General features: G+C 52.0%; 18 protein-coding genes. 9 read left to right on the top strand and 9 right to left on the bottom strand.

The annotated features are described in order from the left end of the window. Nucleotides 1–29 precede the first annotated feature (29 nt). Nucleotides 30–974, bottom strand: coding sequence for a VirK/YbjX family protein (locus tag MRY16398_RS17760; protein ID WP_071195201.1), 945 nt, complete (start codon nt 972–974; stop codon nt 30–32). 171 nt (nt 975–1,145) lie between these two features. Between MRY16398_RS17760 and pphA the strand changes: the two genes are divergently transcribed. Beyond that, nucleotides 1,146–1,790, top strand: a complete 645-nt coding sequence (gene pphA, locus MRY16398_RS17755) for a protein-serine/threonine phosphatase (RefSeq protein ID WP_079496720.1) — start codon at nt 1,146–1,148, stop codon at nt 1,788–1,790. Here the strand turns inward: pphA and MRY16398_RS17750 are convergent, their stop codons facing one another. The 5 genes from MRY16398_RS17750 to yebS all read right to left on the bottom strand — a co-directional run bounded on the left by MRY16398_RS17750 (nt 1,791) and on the right by yebS (nt 7,844). Further along, a complete protein-coding gene (locus MRY16398_RS17750) occupies nt 1,791–1,982 on the bottom strand; it encodes a YdfD/YebW family protein (RefSeq protein ID WP_039078749.1) in 192 nt (63 codons plus the stop codon). 104 nt (nt 1,983–2,086) lie between these two features. Continuing rightward, on the bottom strand, nt 2,087–2,326 hold the full coding sequence (locus tag MRY16398_RS17745) for a YebV family protein (protein WP_039078750.1): 240 nt from the start codon (nt 2,324–2,326) through the stop codon (nt 2,087–2,089). A gap of 114 nt (nt 2,327–2,440) precedes the next feature. After that, nucleotides 2,441–3,880 (bottom strand): 16S rRNA (cytosine(1407)-C(5))-methyltransferase RsmF, encoded by a 1,440-nt coding sequence (gene rsmF / locus MRY16398_RS17740; protein WP_108701548.1) that lies wholly within the window; start codon nt 3,878–3,880, stop codon nt 2,441–2,443. Between the two features lie 78 nt (nt 3,881–3,958). After that, on the bottom strand, nt 3,959–6,592 hold the full coding sequence (locus MRY16398_RS17735; RefSeq protein ID WP_172600672.1) for a PqiB family protein: 2,634 nt from the start codon (nt 6,590–6,592) through the stop codon (nt 3,959–3,961). Then, nucleotides 6,561–7,844 carry a membrane integrity lipid transport subunit YebS gene (gene yebS, locus MRY16398_RS17730; protein WP_039078784.1) on the bottom strand — a complete coding sequence of 428 codons (1,284 nt, stop codon included), beginning with the start codon at nt 7,842–7,844 and terminating at the stop codon, nt 6,561–6,563. The genes MRY16398_RS17735 and yebS overlap by 32 nt, the downstream gene beginning before the upstream one ends. A gap of 133 nt (nt 7,845–7,977) precedes the next feature. Between yebS and MRY16398_RS17725 the strand changes: the two genes are divergently transcribed. The 4 genes from MRY16398_RS17725 to htpX all read left to right on the top strand — a co-directional run bounded on the left by MRY16398_RS17725 (nt 7,978) and on the right by htpX (nt 12,402). Then, the gene (locus MRY16398_RS17725; RefSeq protein ID WP_039078753.1) at nt 7,978–8,475 is read left to right on the top strand and encodes a GAF domain-containing protein; all 498 of its coding nucleotides are present in this window, start codon (nt 7,978–7,980) and stop codon (nt 8,473–8,475) included. Between the two features lie 97 nt (nt 8,476–8,572). Further along, on the top strand, nt 8,573–9,259 hold the full coding sequence (gene proQ, locus MRY16398_RS17720) for an RNA chaperone ProQ (RefSeq protein ID WP_039078754.1): 687 nt from the start codon (nt 8,573–8,575) through the stop codon (nt 9,257–9,259). Nucleotides 9,260–9,278: 19 nt separating this feature from the next. Further along, nucleotides 9,279–11,327: a carboxy terminal-processing peptidase gene (gene prc / locus MRY16398_RS17715; RefSeq protein WP_039078755.1), complete on the top strand. Its 2,049-nt coding sequence runs from the start codon at nt 9,279–9,281 to the stop codon at nt 11,325–11,327. Nucleotides 11,328–11,520: 193 nt separating this feature from the next. Further along, nucleotides 11,521–12,402, top strand: coding sequence for a protease HtpX (gene htpX, locus MRY16398_RS17710; protein WP_039079541.1), 882 nt, complete (start codon nt 11,521–11,523; stop codon nt 12,400–12,402). A 45-nt stretch (nt 12,403–12,447) separates the two neighbouring features. Here the strand turns inward: htpX and MRY16398_RS17705 are convergent, their stop codons facing one another. Beyond that, entirely contained in the window at nt 12,448–13,818 is a 1,371-nt protein-coding gene (locus tag MRY16398_RS17705; RefSeq protein WP_125125699.1) for an MFS transporter, read from the bottom strand. 177 nt (nt 13,819–13,995) lie between these two features. Between MRY16398_RS17705 and kdgR the strand changes: the two genes are divergently transcribed. Next, a complete protein-coding gene (kdgR, locus tag MRY16398_RS17700; RefSeq protein ID WP_039079539.1) occupies nt 13,996–14,787 on the top strand; it encodes a DNA-binding transcriptional regulator KdgR in 792 nt (263 codons plus the stop codon). A gap of 33 nt (nt 14,788–14,820) precedes the next feature. On the opposite strand, the gene MRY16398_RS17695 is transcribed toward kdgR, so the two are convergent. Continuing rightward, entirely contained in the window at nt 14,821–15,060 is a 240-nt protein-coding gene (locus MRY16398_RS17695; RefSeq protein ID WP_039079538.1) for a YobH family protein, read from the bottom strand. Between the two features lie 258 nt (nt 15,061–15,318). Then, on the bottom strand, nt 15,319–16,299 hold the full coding sequence (locus tag MRY16398_RS17690; RefSeq protein ID WP_000019441.1) for an IS5-like element ISKpn26 family transposase: 981 nt from the start codon (nt 16,297–16,299) through the stop codon (nt 15,319–15,321). Between the two features lie 120 nt (nt 16,300–16,419). On the opposite strand from MRY16398_RS17690, the gene mgrB reads away from it, so the two are divergent. From mgrB to MRY16398_RS17675, 3 genes are all read left to right on the top strand, one after another. Continuing rightward, nucleotides 16,420–16,563 (top strand): PhoP/PhoQ regulator MgrB, encoded by a 144-nt coding sequence (mgrB, locus tag MRY16398_RS17685; RefSeq protein ID WP_072039749.1) that lies wholly within the window; start codon nt 16,420–16,422, stop codon nt 16,561–16,563. A 74-nt stretch (nt 16,564–16,637) separates the two neighbouring features. Next, nucleotides 16,638–16,928 carry a YebO family protein gene (locus MRY16398_RS17680; protein WP_079496716.1) on the top strand — a complete coding sequence of 97 codons (291 nt, stop codon included), beginning with the start codon at nt 16,638–16,640 and terminating at the stop codon, nt 16,926–16,928. 21 nt (nt 16,929–16,949) lie between these two features. Next, nucleotides 16,950–17,951, top strand: coding sequence for an MBL fold metallo-hydrolase (locus MRY16398_RS17675; protein ID WP_125124917.1), 1,002 nt, complete (start codon nt 16,950–16,952; stop codon nt 17,949–17,951). The last annotated feature ends 161 nt before the right edge of the window (nt 17,952–18,112 follow it).

The raw sequence follows: 18,112 nt of genomic DNA, 5'->3' as shown, positions 1-18,112 counted from the left end.
AGCAGTGGTGATGCCACTGCTCTCAATATTTAGCGGAAAAAATCGGCCAGACTGCTATTCATATCGTCGAGTAACTGGAAGCGGCGACGATATTCGGCACGTTTCTTACTTGGGATACTCTCAAGCGGTTTCCGTTCCAGCATTAATGGCAAACGCCATCGCCAGGCATTATCTTTCTCACCATCAATAGAGGCCCAGAACTCATCATAGCTGGCATGGAAATGGCGGCCTTTGCTAAAGCGGTAACGCAACGCGCGAAAGACATGACCATCATCGCTAACGCCATAAACCGCGCTAATGCCGGTGTGCGCGCACATCTGCCACAGCACTTCTATCAGCAAACGTTTAGGGAAAATACCGTAGCAGGCACGTGTTGCCACTTTGATGACTTCATGGGAGATGTTTCTGCGGGGGCCCTGCAGACCGCCAATCACTAAGGCACGCTGGCCTTTTTCCTCGATCACGCTGAATGTGGCGCTCGCCAGCAGGACATTGTTGCCGTCATACAGCCACAGGGTGCTTTCGCCTTCACGCTCTGCTTTATGGGCGCAGGAGGCAAAAACGTTAAATTCGGTATCATCTTTACCTTTGCACTGCAAGATGTGCTGATGGTTGACTGCGGTCATTGCATCGGCAGCCCTGGCTGACAGGCAACTGTCAACCCACTGATAGTGGCTAACAATCGCATCGGCACGCTTTGCCGCATTGAGCCCCAGCGTCAGATATTGACGATGCGATTTACTCGGCAGTGTCACCTGGGCATTCAGTAAACGCTCAAATCCCGGACGTTGCGATAATGCGCTCAGCATTTTTACCGTTGAAGACCAGAACAACAGCGAACGGAGCAGGAATTTAAGGCGATAATTTCGTTTAGTCCAGATAGGGCCAGGAACCAGACGTCCGGAGACCAGCTCGCGAATAATATGCTGATGGTGATTTTGCAGGTGTTTTTCTTGCAGACTGATATTAGACACGGTAGGGCCCTCTGAATGTTCAATAGCTATTCTAGGGATTACGCCGTGGCAAATTAACCTGAACACTGTGGTTTATTTCGGGTTCGTTTAACGAGGATTTAAGTTGCACCGAATTTGAACATGATTACGCAGAGTCAAGTCTCCTTTCTATACTAAAAATAAGGGGGAGTTATGTATCAACGTATCGATGGGAATACCTGGCGGCATATCTGGATCGTAGGTGATCTGCACGGCTGCCATCAGCGTCTGTTGAATGAACTGCGCGAGCGCCACTTTGATCCCTATAAGGATTTACTCATATGCGTTGGCGACTTAATTGATCGTGGCCCTGACAGTCTGCAGTGCCTGCAATTGCTTAAACGACCGTGGTTTAAAACGGTCAGGGGAAACCATGAGCAGATGGCTATCGACGCGCTTAACGCGGGGGAGATGACTCTCTGGTCATTCAATGGCGGCGCCTGGTTCAGTAACCTCAGCGAAAAGGAACAGCACAGGGCTTACGATGCGCTACGGGAATGCGAGCAATTGCCTTACATTATTGAGCTCCACTGCGCCAGCGGGGTCAATATTATCGCCCATGCCGATTACCCGTCCGATCATTACGCATGGCAAAAACCCGTAGACAAAGAATCGGTACTCTGGCGTCGTGAGCGTTTGAGTGAACATCTGGCGGGGAAGGGGGTAGCCATTGCCGGTGCAGACCACTTTTGGTTTGGCCATACTCCGCTTAAACATCGCGTAGATGCCAGCAATCAGCATTACATTGATACCGGCGCCGTCTTCGGCGGTGAAATGACGTTAGTGCAGGTACAGTAGTTAAAAATCACTGTACTCCTGGGCAGGGCGCCAGAAGCCGTCAATAAAATCTTCCACCGGATAGCATCCGCCATAGCGCAGACGTTGTACTTCCATAGCGACAAGACACTGTTGTTCGGTATTAAAGACATCCACAACGATGTCCTCACACCCACCGTCCAGGTAGCAAACAAACAAGACCAGAGCGAACATTCCATCCTCGGTTCATTACAGCATGATGTAATTGTAGGGGATGATTGGAGGCAGGGGAAATGAGGCAGGTAAATAACCCGTCTCATGGACGGGTTCCCATTGAATCAGGCAAGACGCATGACCCAGGTATCAGATTTCTGATCGTAATGCTCGCGGTATAAAACTGAATGTTCGCCGTCAAGGATCGCCGGAATGCTGGTTTCCGCGTCCCAGGCGTCAAGCTGCATACATAAATCCGGGTCGGATTTACAAGGGATACGCAACGTTCGCTCACCCTGTTTTTCTCCTTGCAGCTCGGCATCATCGATTTCGAATGCGCCAATGCGCACGTTAGCTTTCGTCATAATGCTCTCCGTTGATGGTAGTCATGTGGTACGACCAGTTCAGCCGCCCAACATTCAGCCTGGTACAACACAGAGCAAGATGCCAGTCAGAAAATGCTGTTTTTTTGCTCGCCGTCACGTATTGCTGGCGAACAAACGGCCATCCCTTACCAGTTCGCGTGGATAGCTGTTTTTAAGTCTGCTGCCCACTTTTTTCGCCAGACCCAGCGGTTGGCGCTGATAAGTCACGATAACATCATCTTTTGCCGGAGGGGTTTCCGGATAAACATCGCGCCCGCGATACCACTCTTCCGCCTCCTGATGCGTGAGTTCAAAGGCGAGCGGGTTATCCACTCCCGCCAGGGCGATGACGGCCTCATGCTGCCAACGATAACCTTTATTATGGCTTTCAGCGAGCTTGATACCAGGCCGTGAGAAGCGCACTTTGCCAATAAGCGGCTCGATCTGTGCCGGGAAGAGCCAAACCTCTTTATCCCGTTGCCACAGTACCAGGTCTTCGTGCCAGTGCAGGCCAACGGCGGCCGCTGCGTTAACTAACTGAGCCTCTTCCTTAGGCTTCATACGGGCAAACGGGAAGTTACCCACTTTGTAGCCTGGGGAGGGCAGCGGTGCGATTGCCGCGGTTTTACGCAACCGCGCGACAAAGAACCCTTCGCAGTCATAAATTTGTGGGAAGACATGTAAAAAGCCTTCCTCCGTCAGTGCTTGTTGCGCGCCCGTAAACAGCGTATCAAGGGGCAAAAATTCCACTGCATCAGGATATTGCGCTTTTAGCCAGTGGCATATGGCTTCGTTCTCGTCGCGATTTAGCGTACAGGTTGAATAGACCAGCGTGCCGCCCGGACGCAGGGCATGAAAAGCACTATCGATCAATTCGCGTTGGGTTGCGGCAATCTCAAGATTACTGGCATGCGACCAGTTCTTTAATGCATCCGGATCCTTACGCACCACACCTTCGCCAGAACAGGGCGCATCAAGCAAAATGGCATCAAACATCTCTGGCAACGCGGGGCCGAAGACGCGGCCATCGAAATGGGTTAACGCGACATTAGATACACCGCAGCGGCTGATATTGGCGTGCAGTACTTTCACGCGGCTGGCGGAATACTCATTGGCGAGGATGGCGCCGCGATTGCCCATACGCGCGGCAATTTGGGTGGTTTTTGAACCCGGGGCCGCCGCAACATCCATGACTCGTTCCGGCATTTCGCCATCGGCAAACAGGGCGCTAACCGGCAGCATGGAACTGGCTTCCTGGATATAAAACAGGCCGCTTAAATGTTCCGCGGTGCTACCGAGCGGCAACGCCTCTTCATCATCCCGCTCAATCCAGAACCCTTCGGCACACCACGGAATTGGCGTCAGTTGCCAGCCATAAGGTGCAATCAGCGTCAGAAAATCCTCAACGGCAATCTTGAGCGTATTAATTCTTATACTGCGTCGTAAAGGCCGCTGGCAGGCCGCAATAAATGCGTCGAAGGAGAGATGGGCTGGCAGCAAATCACGCATTTGTGCCAGAAATTCGTCAGGAAGATAAACAGCGTTTTGAGCCACAGGTTATACCAAGGAAAGCAGAGAGGGGCGCAGTGTAACATACTCGCTCCGGCGCGGGCACGCCGGAGCGGTAAGGCATTAACGTGGCAGGGCGGTACCCCATTGACGCCACTCTTTAGGCTCGCTTTCCTGCAACAGGAAATGTTTGCCTGGTTGCGCTTGTGGTGCCAGCGGGATCCCCGGCGGCGTGGCAAAGGCTACCCCACCGCGAATAAACTGGTTAAAGGTACCGGTTTTCACCACGCCGCCGGTCAGGCCAAAGTCCAGCGAATAGCCGGAAGCCAGCCAGAAGACGGAATTATTTCGCACCAGGTGCTGATAACGTTTACTGATCCGCAAGCCAACCATTACTCGATCTGACAGGGAACCGAGCATCAGGCCTGTGACAGTACCCACTTCGATCCCACGGAACAGCACAGGCGTGCCAATATTCAGCGAACCGGCCTCCGGTGCTTCAACCACCACGTTCAAACCGTCCAGATAACGGGAGTCGGTGATTGTAGTTTCCTGGATTTCAAAATCGCGACGCGCCTCGCCGTGACCAGGTTCAACATTGATATAGGGCTGCAGGATCGTATCAAGATGCTCAACACCCGCCGCAGAGATTTGCGGTGTGACAACAGAAAAACGGGTGCCGCCACGGGCAAAAGTCTGCACATATTCAGGATAAAGCACCCCGGTTGCCTGGACTTCGCTTCTGTCGGCAATGAGCTGGAGATTCGAAATCTGTCCGATATCAATGCCCAGATAGCGAATCGGCATACCCGTAGCCAGTTTCCCGGCATCATAGGCGTGCAGGGTTATCTGACTTCCCACGGCGCGTGCGGCGGTCTCTGAGGCGTACAGAATACGTTTGTCGCCTTTACGGGCGCTGGCACTGGCGCCGCTGAGATTATCGAAACTGATAGCTCCTTTCAGAGCACGGGACAAGGGCGACGCCTGCACCGTCAGGCCGCTACCGTTCAACTGTACTTTCGCCCCGCCTTCGGCCCAAAAAACGCTATTGCTGGTCAGCAGCGAACGATATTCCGGCTTGATATGTACTTCGATATCAAACGCATCGGCGCGGGGGCGCACGGTAATGATCTCGCCGACTTCAAATTTACGGTAGAGCACCACCGAGCCTGCCTGTACATCCGGCAGGGTATCGGCGGTGAGCGTCAGGGTGGTTGTCGGCAGATCGCTCAGGCTGTTTTCCAGGGCTTTATCGAGATTAGCGAACAAGGGATAGCTGGACTTCATCTCGCCTTTGCTGCCGGGCAGAATACGAATACCGCCGCTGAGCCATTCGTTGGCGCTGGCGGCGAGAAACTCCACGCCATCCAGTCCCATTTTGACGTCAATACGACTGTTAACCACAAACTTGCTATCACCGTGCACCAGTTCGCGGTACTGCGGATCGATAGCCAGCGCAAACGAAACGCCTTTATTGGTTAAATTTCGCTCCAGCACCTGGCCGACTTGTACGCCATGTAAAATCAGCGGTTGTCCCGCGTCAATGCCATAGCTTTCCGGTGCGGTGAGCGTCAGGGTGATGACCCCGGGTTGCTGCAACAGATTTTTTGTCGCCGGAAGCACCACAAAGTGATTGCGAGGTTCACCTTCACCAGGAACCAGCTCCAGCGTAGTGCCTGTCAGCAGCGAACTGACATTGGGGTTATCAAGTGAAATTTTGGGGCTGCGCATTTCGATACGCGTATTGTCGCGCAGTAAATTAACGACGCCCGGATCCACCGTCATTTCACCGGTCACTGCGCCACCAGGGTTGAGATTGAGTTTGGTTAACTGCCCCACCTGCAACCCCTGATACATCAGGGCAGTCGAGCCCGCTTTCAGCCCATCTCCGCCTGGGAGATCAAGCTTGATCAACACGCCGCGTTGGCTATGGGCGAGATCTTCGTAAAGACCGTACTCATCATCCTGGGCCGCTGGCTGTGATGAGTCCGGAGAGTCGAATGCAATAGCGCCATTAACCAGCGCGGCGAGGCTTTCAAGCTCGACTTTTGCGCCACTCAGGCTCACATCCGCTTTGACACCTGAAATATTCCAGAAGCGGCTGCCTTTTTTTACCAGATTGGTAAACCGGCGCTCTATCAGCACATCAATAGTGACGCCTTGTTTGTTGTTATTGATGGAGTAATCGTAAACGCGGCCGACCGGAATTTTTCGGAAATAGACTAGCGACCCGCTGTTAAGCGAGCCCAGATCCGGGGCATGAAGATGAATCATCAGTTCGCCATTATTCAGGCGATATTTAGGCTGCGTGTCGAGGGCGGTGAAATGCTCTTGCGGCTCCCCTTTACCGGGCATCATACCGATATAGTTACCCCCGACCAATGCATCCAGCCCGGAAACGCCCGCCAGCGAGGCTTTTGGCGTGACCAGCCAGAATTGCGTCTCACTGCGTAAGGCATCTTTCATATTGGCTTTGATGCTGGCGCGCACTTCGATTTTTTTCAGGTCTTCGCTCAGGCGAATATCCTGAACGGTGCCCACTTCAACACCCTGATAACGAATCGGCGTTCTGCCTGCGACGATACCGTCGGCAGACATAAAATCGATGGTGATGGTATTACCGCGATCTTTATAGCTTCCCCAAACCAGCCAGCCTGCAATCAGCAGCGCAATGACCGGCAGCAGCCAGAAAGGTGAAATGCGGCGTTTTGTTTTTATACGCGCTTCAGTCGGCGAAGCGGGGGTTTCCTGACTCATGTGCATCCCAAAGTAAGCGGCTGTCCAGCCATTCCACAGCAAGAATAGTCAATATTACGGCTGCGCCGAAATAAAACGCAGCCGGTCCCATGGTAAAAGCAAGTAACTGGTCGCGGTTAATCAGTGACATTGTCAGTGAGATGACAAACAGATCGAGCATGGACCAACGCCCAATCCAGGTCACAAAGCGCAGAAGCAGGATGCGTGTACGTAACCCCTGTTCAAATTTGAAGTGAATGCTAAGAAGCAGTGTAAACAGCACGATAACTTTGGTAAACGGCACCAGAATACTGGCGATAAACACGACGCCTGCAACGGCAACATTACTGTTTGCCAGTGACATAATGCCGGACAAAATCGTGTCTTCCTGCCGTGCCCCATTGACGTAAACCACCGAGATGGGAAGAAGATTAGCCGGAAACAGAAAAATTAACGATGCGATAAGCGCAGCCCAGCATTTTTGTACGCTCTGACGGCGGCGATAGCGCAAAGGGATATGGCAACGCGGGCAGCGACCTCGCGGATCCGGGAAGCCGGTGAAGTGACATCCCAGGCAGATGCGCAACTTTTCATCAGGACGATTTGCCGGTCGTTGCGGGTAGAAACGCTCCCAGAGCTGCTCCACGTTCAAGTGAATCAGCGTCAGAATGCTTAAAATCACCAGAGCAACAAAAGCGATAAGGCCAACACCTGGTTGCAGAAAGGCATAGTCCTGCACTTTGATCGAGGCAACACCGATGCCCACCAGATAAATATCCAGCATGACCCATTCTTTTAGCTTTTCCAGCATCAGCAGAACCGGGCGGAGATTCATCCCCAGTATGTTACCGAACCATAAGTAGGCGATCGCGGCGACCAGCACCAGCGGGGCTCCCACGGTACAAAACAGTACCATCGCGGCCGTGAGCGGATCGCCCTGTGCGGTCATCTGCCAGATCCCCTGGAGCAGGTTAGCGTCGATGCGTGTTCCCAGCAGGTAGAAGTGCAGCAACGGCTCGCTCCATGCGAATGGCATGAGCAGTATCATCGTCACGGCCATTGCGGCCAGGCGGGTTAATGACCAGTCTCGACCGTCGCGAATTTTCGCATCACAACAGGGGCAGAATGCACTTTGGTGCGATTTCATGACCGGAAGGGCGAAAAGCGTATCGCATTGCGGACATCGCTGATAATGTGCGCGGGGCAAGGCGTCGCCGATGGCGTGGACGGCCATTTTTTTAGCAGGCGTTATCTGTCGGTTTTTCAGGGCCATTGCATGCATATGAATAAATCAGGAATAAATCTATCTTAACTCATGATGGGAACTTCTTGAGCATCAATGCATTTAATGCTTATTTTAATAGGCTAAACTGCATGACCGAAGTAAGACATAAAGTGATTGGATAATGAACAAAATAGAATTTTACGCGGATTTAAACCGTGATTTTCAGGCGTTAATGGCAGGTGAAACCAGTTTCTTAGCGACACTCGCTAACACCAGCGCGCTGCTTTTTGAGCGACTGAGCGACGTGAACTGGGCCGGTTTCTATCTCCTTGAAGGGGATACGCTGGTATTGGGGCCGTTCCAGGGCAAGATTGCCTGCGTGCGTATTCCGGTTGGACGCGGCGTTTGCGGTACTGCTGTGGCACAAAATAGCGTGCAACGCGTGGAAGATGTTCATCAGTTCTCCGGGCATATTGCCTGTGATGCTGCCAGTAATGCCGAAATCGTACTGCCCATTACACTGAATAATCAGATTATTGGCGTACTTGATATCGATAGCGTCGCGTTCTCGCGCTTTACTGCAGAGGATGAACAAGGGTTGCGTGAGCTGGTTTCGCACCTGGAAAACACGCTTGTACAGACCGATTATAAAAAATTCTTTGCGAGCGTCGCAGGATAATCAACGGATAACGTAGCATTTACGGATAGCGTCATTATAATGACGCCTGTTCATGCCTGCGGCTTGTTGGCAACGTCCGTTGTAATCAGGAAATTTCATGGAAAATCAACCTAAGTTGAATAGCAGTAAAGAAGTTATCGCCTTTTTGTCCGAACGTTTTCCTCACTGTTTCAGTGCAGAAGGCGAAGCGCGTCCCCTGAAAATCGGTATTTTTCAGGATTTAGTAGCACGAGTTGAGGGCGAGATGAATCTCAGCAAAACTCAGCTTCGTTCCGCTTTACGTCTTTACACTTCAAGCTGGCGTTACCTGTACGGTATTAAAGCTGGTGCGACCCGTGTCGATCTCGACGGTAACCCGTGTGGCGTTCTGGATGAGCAACATGTTGAGCACGCCCGTAAACAGCTTGAAGAAGCCAAAGCTCGCGTTCAGGCGCAACGCGCTGAACAACAAGCGAAAAAACGCGAAGCCGCCATTGCAGCAGGTGAGACGGAAGAGGCTCCGCGTCGTGAGCGTAAACCTCGTCCGGCACCGCGCCGTAAGGAAAATAGCGAGCGTAAACCTCGTACTGACAAACCTGCCGCAAAACCCCAGCGTGCGCCACGAGAAGAACGTCATACGCCAGTTTCAGATTTATCTGCACTGACCGTAGGTCAAAACCTCAAGGTTAAAGCGGGTAATAATGCGATGGACGCCACCGTCCTGGAAATCACCAAAGATGGCGTTCGCGTACAGCTTACTTCGGGTATGTCGATGATTGTACGCGCAGAACATTTGATGTTCTGAAACGGAGGCCTGGCCTGGCATGAACACTTTGTTTAAGCGCACAGCGTTGGCTGGTCTGTTATTAGTAACAGGCCAGGTTTTCGCAGTGGAAGATATTACCCGTGCCGATCAAATTCCGGTGTTAAAGGAAGAGGCTCAGCACGCGACGGTGAGTGAACGCGTGACCTCGCGGTTTACCCGTTCTCACTACCGTCAATTCGATTTGGATCAAGCCTTTTCGGCAAAGATCTTCGATCGTTACCTCAATTTGCTGGACTACAGCCATAACGTGCTTCTGGCCAGCGATGTTGCACAATTCGCGCAGAAAAAAACGCAGTTAGGTGATGAACTTCGCACCGGCAAACTCGATGTTTTCTACGATCTCTACAATCTCGCGCAAAAACGCCGTTTCGAACGCTACCAGTACGCACTGAAAGTGCTGGAGCGCCCGATGGATTTCTCTGGCAACGACACTTTCAACCTTGACCGCAGCAAAGCGCCATGGCCGAAGGATGAGTCTGAGCTTAATGCTCTGTGGGACGGCAAGGTCAAATATGACGAGTTGAGTCTCAAACTCACTGGTAAAGATGATAAAGAGATCCGCGATACTCTGACGCGTCGTTATAAGTTTGCCATTCGCCGGCTGGTGCAAACCAACAGTGAAGATGTGTTCTCGCTGGCGATGACCTCGTTTGCCCGCGAAATTGATCCGCATACTAACTATCTGTCGCCACGCAATACGGAACAATTCAACACTGAGATGAGCCTTTCTCTGGAAGGTATCGGTGCCGTTCTGCAAATGGATGACGACTACACGGTTATCAATTCGATGGTAGCGGGCGGTCCGGCGTCGAAGAGCAAAGCCATCAGCGTGGGCGATCGTATCGTTGGCGTCGGTCAGACGGGCCAGAATATGGTCGATGTCATTGGCTGGCGTCTCGATGACGTAGTTGCGCTGATCAAAGGTCCGAAAGGCAGCAAAGTTCGCCTCGAAATTCTGCCTGCGGGTAAGGGAACGAAGACGCGGATTGTAACGCTGACGCGTGAACGTATTCGTCTTGAAGACCGTGCAGTGAAAATGTCGGTGAAAACGGTCGGCAAAGAAAAAGTTGGCGTACTGGATATTCCTGGTTTCTATGTGGGTCTGACGGATGACGTCAAGGTTCAGTTGCAGAAGCTCGAAAAACAGAACGTTAGCAGCGTCGTGATTGATCTGCGCACCAACGGTGGCGGAGCATTAACGGAAGCGGTTTCCCTTTCCGGTCTGTTTATTCCGTCAGGTCCTGTGGTTCAGGTTCGCGACAATAATGGCAAAGTCCGTGAAGACAGCGATACCGATGGCGTAGTCTATTATAAAGGCCCGCTGGTGGTGCTGGTTGACCGCTTCAGTGCCTCGGCATCTGAAATATTTGCTGCGGCGATGCAGGATTATGGTCGTGCGTTGATCGTGGGTGAGCCCACCTTCGGTAAAGGTACCGTTCAGCAGTATCGTTCGCTGAACCGTATTTACGACCAGATGTTGCGTCCGGAATGGCCTGCGCTGGGTTCAGTGCAGTACACGATCCAGAAGTTCTACCGTGTCAATGGCGGCAGTACACAGCGTAAAGGCGTTACACCCGACATCATCATGCCGACGGGTACGCAGGTAACGGAAACGGGCGAGAAGTTTGAAGATAACGCTCTGCCGTGGGATAGCATCAATGCGGCTAACTTTACGAAGTATGGCGACATGAAACCGTTTGGTCCGCAACTGCTGCAGGAACATGATGAGCGTATTGCGAAAGACCCGGAATTCCAGTACATCATGAAGGACATTGCTCGCTTCAATGCCCTGAAAGATAAAAAGAATATCGTGTCGCTAAACTATGCGCAGCGTGAAAAAGAGAACACCGAAGACGATGCTATTCGTCTCAGTCGCCTCAACGATCGCTTCAAACGTGAAGGCAAACCGCAGCTGAAGAAACTGGAAGATCTGCCGAAAGATTACCAGGAGCCGGATCCCTATCTGGATGAGACCGTCCATATCGCGCTGGACCTTGCCCATCTTGAAAAAGATTCCCCGGCGGCTGACCCCGCTCCCGCAAAATAACCCTCCAGCAGGCACAAGAAATTGTGCCTGTTTTTTTAACAAGCTCCACATGGCGTAAGCATTGTGCTACAAAATGTAAAGTTGTGTCTTTCTGGTCACTTACGGCTCACTGATGCTTGAAAATAGCCGGATTAACCATACGATGTGGGTAATCGCATAGTGCGTTTTGTTAATTAGAGGTTAAAAGAAAATTATGATGCGTATCGCGCTCTTCCTGTTGACTAACCTTGCCGTCATGCTTGTCTTCGGCCTGGTGCTTAGCCTGACGGGCATTCAGTCGAGCAGCGTGCAGGGATTATTGATTATGGCGCTGCTGTTTGGTTTTGGCGGCTCTTTTGTTTCACTGCTGATGTCGAAATGGATGGCACTCAAGTCCGTAGGCGGTGAGGTTATTGAACAGCCGCGTAACGACATGGAACGCTGGCTGATGAATACCGTTGCTACTCAGGCTCGCCAGGCGGGTATCGCTATGCCGCAGGTGGCTATCTACCATGCGCCGGATATCAACGCATTTGCGACAGGTGCCCGCCGTGATGCATCGCTGGTTGCTGTCAGTACCGGGCTTTTGCAGAATATGAGCCGTGATGAAGCCGAAGCGGTTATTGCCCACGAAATTAGCCATATTGCAAACGGCGACATGGTCACGATGACCCTGATTCAGGGGGTGGTGAACACCTTCGTTATCTTCATCTCGCGTATTCTCGCGCAGATTGCATCAGGCTTTCTTAGCGGCAACCGTGATGATGGCGAAGAGAGCAACGGTAACCCGTTGATTTACTTTGCGGTAGCGACCGTGCTGGAGCTGGTTTTTGGTATTCTGGCCAGCATTATCACGATGTGGTTCTCGCGTCACCGTGAATTCCATGCCGATGCGGGTTCTGCAAAACTCGTTGGTCGTGAAAAAATGATTGCCGCTCTCCAGCGTCTGAAAACCAGCTACGAGCCGCAGGAAGCCAGCAGCATGATGGCATTTTGCATCAACGGTAAAGGCAAGTCGTTAAGCGAGCTGTTTATGACTCACCCGCCGCTGGACAAACGTATCGAAGCGCTGCGTAGCGGGGCTTATCTCAAATAAGGCGTACGCCTGAAATGAAAAAGCGCGTCATATGACGCGCTTTTTTTATACCGTACGCGGCTGTGTGATCCGCAAGCCGCTGACAATAGCGGCGACGGTCGCCAGTATGCCTGCCAGCAGGAGTGATGTATGCGTCCCGCTCTTATCAAACACGTTGAAGAGTAACGCCACCAGTGCCGCCCCGGAACTCTGCCCTAAGAGACGCGCGGTACCGAGCATACCGCTGGCGCCACCGCTACGTTGACGCGGCGCGGAACTGATAATCGTATGGTTATTGGGCGACTGGAACAGACCAAATCCCGCCCCACAAAGGGCCATTCGCCAGATAATATCCACATCCGTAGGGGCTGTGGGCAGCATCGCAAGCGCAAACAAGCCGCACGCCATCATGGCAAGCCCAAGCGCGCCCAATAATCCGGCATGGACACGTTCAATCAGATAACCCGCTAACGGTGCCATCACCATGGTCGCTAACGGCCACGGGGTTAACAACAGACCGGTATCCACTTCGCTGCGCCCAAGCACCGATTGCATAAAGAAGGGGAGGGAAACGAGAGCCAGCATTTGTGCGCAAAAAGAGCAGATTGATGTACAAATCGATAATGAGAACAGCGGGATACGCAACAGGTCGACGGGTAACAGAGGCACCGGCAAACGCAGTTGCCGACGTACAAAGAAGGTGCCGATCACCAGCATGGCGGCGATTTCAGCGAGCACCAGTGTGGTGGATTGCCCCTGGGCGAAGCCACTCATCGCGGTTATCAGTAAACCAAACGTTAGCGCGTTCATCACTGCGCTTGGGAGATCGAATTTCGGCATTGCACTGCGTGAACCATTGGCGGGCAAATAGCGCAGCGCCAGGACCAGCGAGAGTATGCCCAGTGGCACATTAATCAAAAACAGCCACTGCCAGGAGGCGACAGAGAGAATAGCCGCGGCAATCGTCGGGCCTGCCGCCGAGGAGACAGCAACCACGAATGAGTTGATTCCCATCCCGCGTCCCAGTTGACGCTGGGGGTAAATCAGGCGAATTAATGCAGTATTCACACTCATTAGCGCCGCGCCACCGAAACCTTGCGCGACACGAGCAAGCGTCAGCGTGAGTAACGAATCTGACAGCGCGCATAACAAGGACGTCAGCGTAAAAAGCACCAGCCCGCACTGGTAGACGCGACGGTAGCCGAACATGTCGCCGAGGAAGGACAACGTCAGCAGGGAGATGACAATCGCTATCTGATAGGCGTTAACGACCCATATTGAGCTGGCTGGTGAGGCGTGCAGATCCCGCGCAATTGTAGGCAGTGCAACATTCGCAATAGCGCCGTCGAGTACGGCCATGGTAATGCCAATAACAATCGTTAAAATTGCCCCGTAGCGTTGTGGGACCGGTAAGCCGTCTGGTGTGGATTTATTCATGGGAAAAGCTGGGTTTTGCTTGTTCAATGATTTGTATAATGATTCTATCACCCGCATTTCGGTTTTATATCGCAGATTTGTAACGAAGTGACCAAACTCGGATTGCGACGGGCAGGCGAGAAATTTATAATAAAAAACTATTCTGATTTTTATAAAACACGGGCGATGAGGTGACTAATGGCTATTGCAGATTTGGATAAACAGCCAGACTCTGTGTCTTCTGTACTGAAGGTATTTGGCATTCTGCAGGCGCTTGGCGAAGAACGTGAGATCGGGATCACCGAACTTTCGCAGCGCGTCATGATGTCAAAAAGCACCGTATATCGCTTTTTGCAGACGATGAAATCACTGGGCTATGTTGCTCAGGAAGGGGAGTCAGAGAAATACTCTCTCACCCTCAAACTGTTCGAACTCGGTGCACGGGCGCTGCAAAACGTAGACCTGATCCGCAGTGCTGATATTCAGATGCGTGAACTCTCTCGCCTGACCAAAGAGACTATCCACCTGGGCGCGCTGGATGAAGACAGCATTGTCTACATCCATAAAATCGACTCTATGTATAACCTGCGCATGTATTCACGCATTGGTCGCCGCAACCCGCTGTATAGCACCGCGATTGGTAAAGTATTGCTGGCGTGGCGTGACAAGGAAGAGGTTGTGCAGATCCTTGAAGGCGTAGAGTACAAACGCAGCACTGAGCGCACCATTACCAGTACCGAGGATTTATTACCGATGCTCGATATCGTCCGCCAGCAGGGTTATGGTGAAGATAATGAAGAGCAGGAAGAAGGGTTACGTTGCATTGGTGTGCCAGTCTTTGACCGTTTCGGCGTCGTCATTGCCGGGCTGAGTATCTCCTTCCCGACGCTGCGTTTCTCCGAGGAGCGCCTGCATGAGTATGTCAGTATGCTCCACCATGCTGCGCGTAAGATTTCTGAACAGATGGGTTATAACGATTACCCGTTCTGAGTGTGAAAACGCCGCCTTGATGGCGGCGTTTGTTTATCCATTATCGACGACGGTTTCGCTTTTGCGCAGTACCGGACATTGCGTGAGTCCGATAATACCGCTGCTTGAGTGAACATATTGTGCTGTGCTGACGCCCCGGGCCGTCAGATATTTACACTGTAATCCCAGACCTGCGGCATTTTCATGGCTGCCAATCAGCACGCCATATCCACTTAGCAAAATACCAACCCAGACCAGTGCCACGACAATAATTGCCCGAATAAGAGTGCGCATTTTCATTCCTTGCGTTTGGATACTGTTTTCAGGCTACCGTTTTGGCGGTATACCGCACACCCGAGCATTCCTAAAAACTCCGATTAGAGATACAGTTAGTCGCGGTTTAAGGGAAGGTGCGAATAAGCAGGTCATTTCTTCCCAAGCTGACTCGCTGATTAAAATTTCGCGGATCTGGGCCGATTTTTTTCCCGCAAACACATCGAATCAGCCTATTTAGGCTATTTTTTCCACCATTTCTGGCGTTATTTCCGGTTTTTACTGAGATCTCTCCCACTGACGTATCATTTGGTCCACCCGAAACAGGTTGGCCAGGGTGAATAACATCGCCAGTTGGTTATCGTTTTTCAGCAGCCCCTTGTATCTGGCTTTCACGAAGCCGAACTGCCGCTTGATGATGCGAAACGGGTGCTCCACCTTGGCACGGATGCTGGCTTTCATGTATTCGATGTTGATGGCCGTTTTGTTCTTGCGCGGATGCTGCTTCAAGGTTTTTACCTTGCCGGGACGCTCGGCGATCAGCCAGTCCACATCCACCTCGGCCAGCTCCTCGCGCTGTGGCGCTCCTTGGTAGCCGGCATCGGCTGAGACAAATTGCTCCTCTCCATGAAGCAGATTACCCAGCTGATTGAGGTCATGCTCGTTGGCCGCGGTGGTGACTAGGCTGTGGGTCAGGCCACTCTTGGCATCGACACCAATGTGGGCCTTCATGCCAAAGTGCCACTGATTGCCTTTCTTGGTCTGATGCATCTCCGGATCGCGTTGCTGCTCTTTGTTCTTGGTAGAGCTGGGTGCCTCAATGATGGTGGCATCCACCAAAGTGCCTTGGGTCATCATGACGCCTGCTTCGGCCAGCCAGCGATTGATGGTCTTGAACAATTGACGGGCCAGTTGATGCTGCTCGAGCAGGTGGCGGAAATTCATGATGGTGGTGCGATCCGGCAGGGCGCTATCCAGGGATAATCGGGCAAACAGGCGCATGGAGGCGATTTCGTACAGGGCATCTTCCATGGCACCGTCGCTCAGGTTGTACCAATGCTGCATGCAGTGAATACGCAGCATGGTCTCCAGCGGATAGGGCCGTCGGCCATTGCCCGCCTTGGGATAAAACGGCTCGATGACAGCGGTCATATTCTGCCATGGCAGAATCTGCTCCATGCGGGAGAGGAAAATCTCTTTTCGGGTCTGACGGCGCTTAGTGCTGAATTCACTATCGGCGAAGGTGAGTTGATGGCTCATGATGTCCCTCTGGGATGCGCTCCGGATGAATATGATGATCTCATATCAGGAACTTGTTCGCACCTTCCTTAAGGAACTAATGCTAACCTGGTAACATAGAGTGGAGTATCGGAGAGTGGAGTGAAAAAGTTTAGATGGCTAATACTGATCGCCGTACTGGTGGTCTGCCTGTTGCTCTGGACTCAAATGCTAAATGTGATGTGCGACCAGGATGTTCAGTTTTTCAGCGGCATTTGCGTCATCAATAAATATATCCCCTGGTAGGGGCTTTTTTGTCGTTAATGATGTCCTTCCGTCTTGCCAGTGGTAAAATGTACCTCTTTGGTTGAGGTGGTAAAATGAACGAATTAATGAATTCAGGCGCGCTTAATATCGCGTCTTTTGTCGTTTCGGTGGTGGTGTTGCTGGTCGGGCTGGTGCTGTGGTTCTTTATCAATCGTGCAAGCTCGCGGACGAATGAGCAAATCGAATTGCTCGAAGCAGTGTTAGATCAGCAAAAGCGTCAGACCGCATTGTTGCGTCGTTTGTGCGAATCGAACGAACCGGAAAAAGAAATCGCTGCTCCGGCACCGGTTGTTGAGGAAGAAGGCAAAGACGACGAATTTATTCGCCTGGTTGCCGAGCGTTAATTTCGTAGGGTGAGGGGCTGTATGGCGCGTAAAAATCTCTGGTTTAATGCCGCACTTCCTCACCATCGTCCCGACGGATTTACTAATCTCACGCCAGGTGGTCATGCGCCTGGCGATGTAAAGCGTTGGCGGCAAGAGCGCAAAGCCGCAGGATTACCCCGTCCCCCCGCAGAGGGCTATGCCAGTTTTACTGCCCAGTGGCGGCAGCATGCAGAAATTCAGGGCGACGATGACAGGGTCTGGTGGTTAGGCCACTCGTCAATTCTGTTGCGCCTGATGGGACAGTATATTTTGACCGATCCGGTATTCTCAGATCGGGCATCGCCACTACGTTTTGCAGGACCGCAGCGACGAACACCGCCTGCACTGACCATTTCCGAACTCCCTTCGCTCGATACTATCGTTATCTCGCACAATCACTATGATCACCTTGATGTCAGAACGATGCGCGCGCTTATCCAACGTTTTCCACACGTGACGGTTTTTGTCCCCCTCGGGCTGGGAAACTGGTGCCGTCGTTTGGGGGCGAGCAATGTGACGGAACTGGACTGGTGGCAAAGCGTGGTATTCCAGGGGCTTGTGTATACGGCTGTGCCAGCTCAGCACTGGAGCATGCGCACCCCCTGGGATCGCAATAACGCCTTATGGTGTGGTTGGGTTGTGGAAAATAGTGCACATCGTTTCTGGTTTCCGGGAGACACGGGTTACTGCGAGGCGTTACTGACTATTCCCCAACGGTTAGGGCCGCTCAGCCTCGCAGCGCTCCCTATTGGTGCATACGCTCCTCGTTGGTTCATGGCCTACAACCATATGGATCCGCAACAGGCGGTAACGTTATGGCAGCAGTTGGGTAAACCGCTAACGTTTCCTATTCACTGGGGTGTTTTTGAACTGGCGGATGAATCACTGGATGAGCCGCTGCGCGAGTTGCATAACGCATTAAGCGAAACGGCAGATGACATTACGAACTTCATGACGCTGAAAATTGGTCAGTCTTTTTCTTTGCAAAATACGGATGAGTAGCACTGGTACTAATTTATTATTTAGAAGAAGTTAAATATTTTTTATTTTTATCGAAACGTTTTTATTGCCTTTTAATGAGGCACTGTCATCAGACTTTCATTATTTTGGTGCACACTCCTGCTTAATTGCACAACAAATATTCGATGGTAAACCAACACATT

This window comes from Phytobacter sp. MRY16-398, from assembly GCF_003925915.1.
In the GTDB taxonomy this organism is placed as follows: domain Bacteria; phylum Pseudomonadota; class Gammaproteobacteria; order Enterobacterales; family Enterobacteriaceae; genus Phytobacter; species Phytobacter diazotrophicus.
This window is presented reverse-complemented; position numbering and strand designations above follow the sequence as displayed.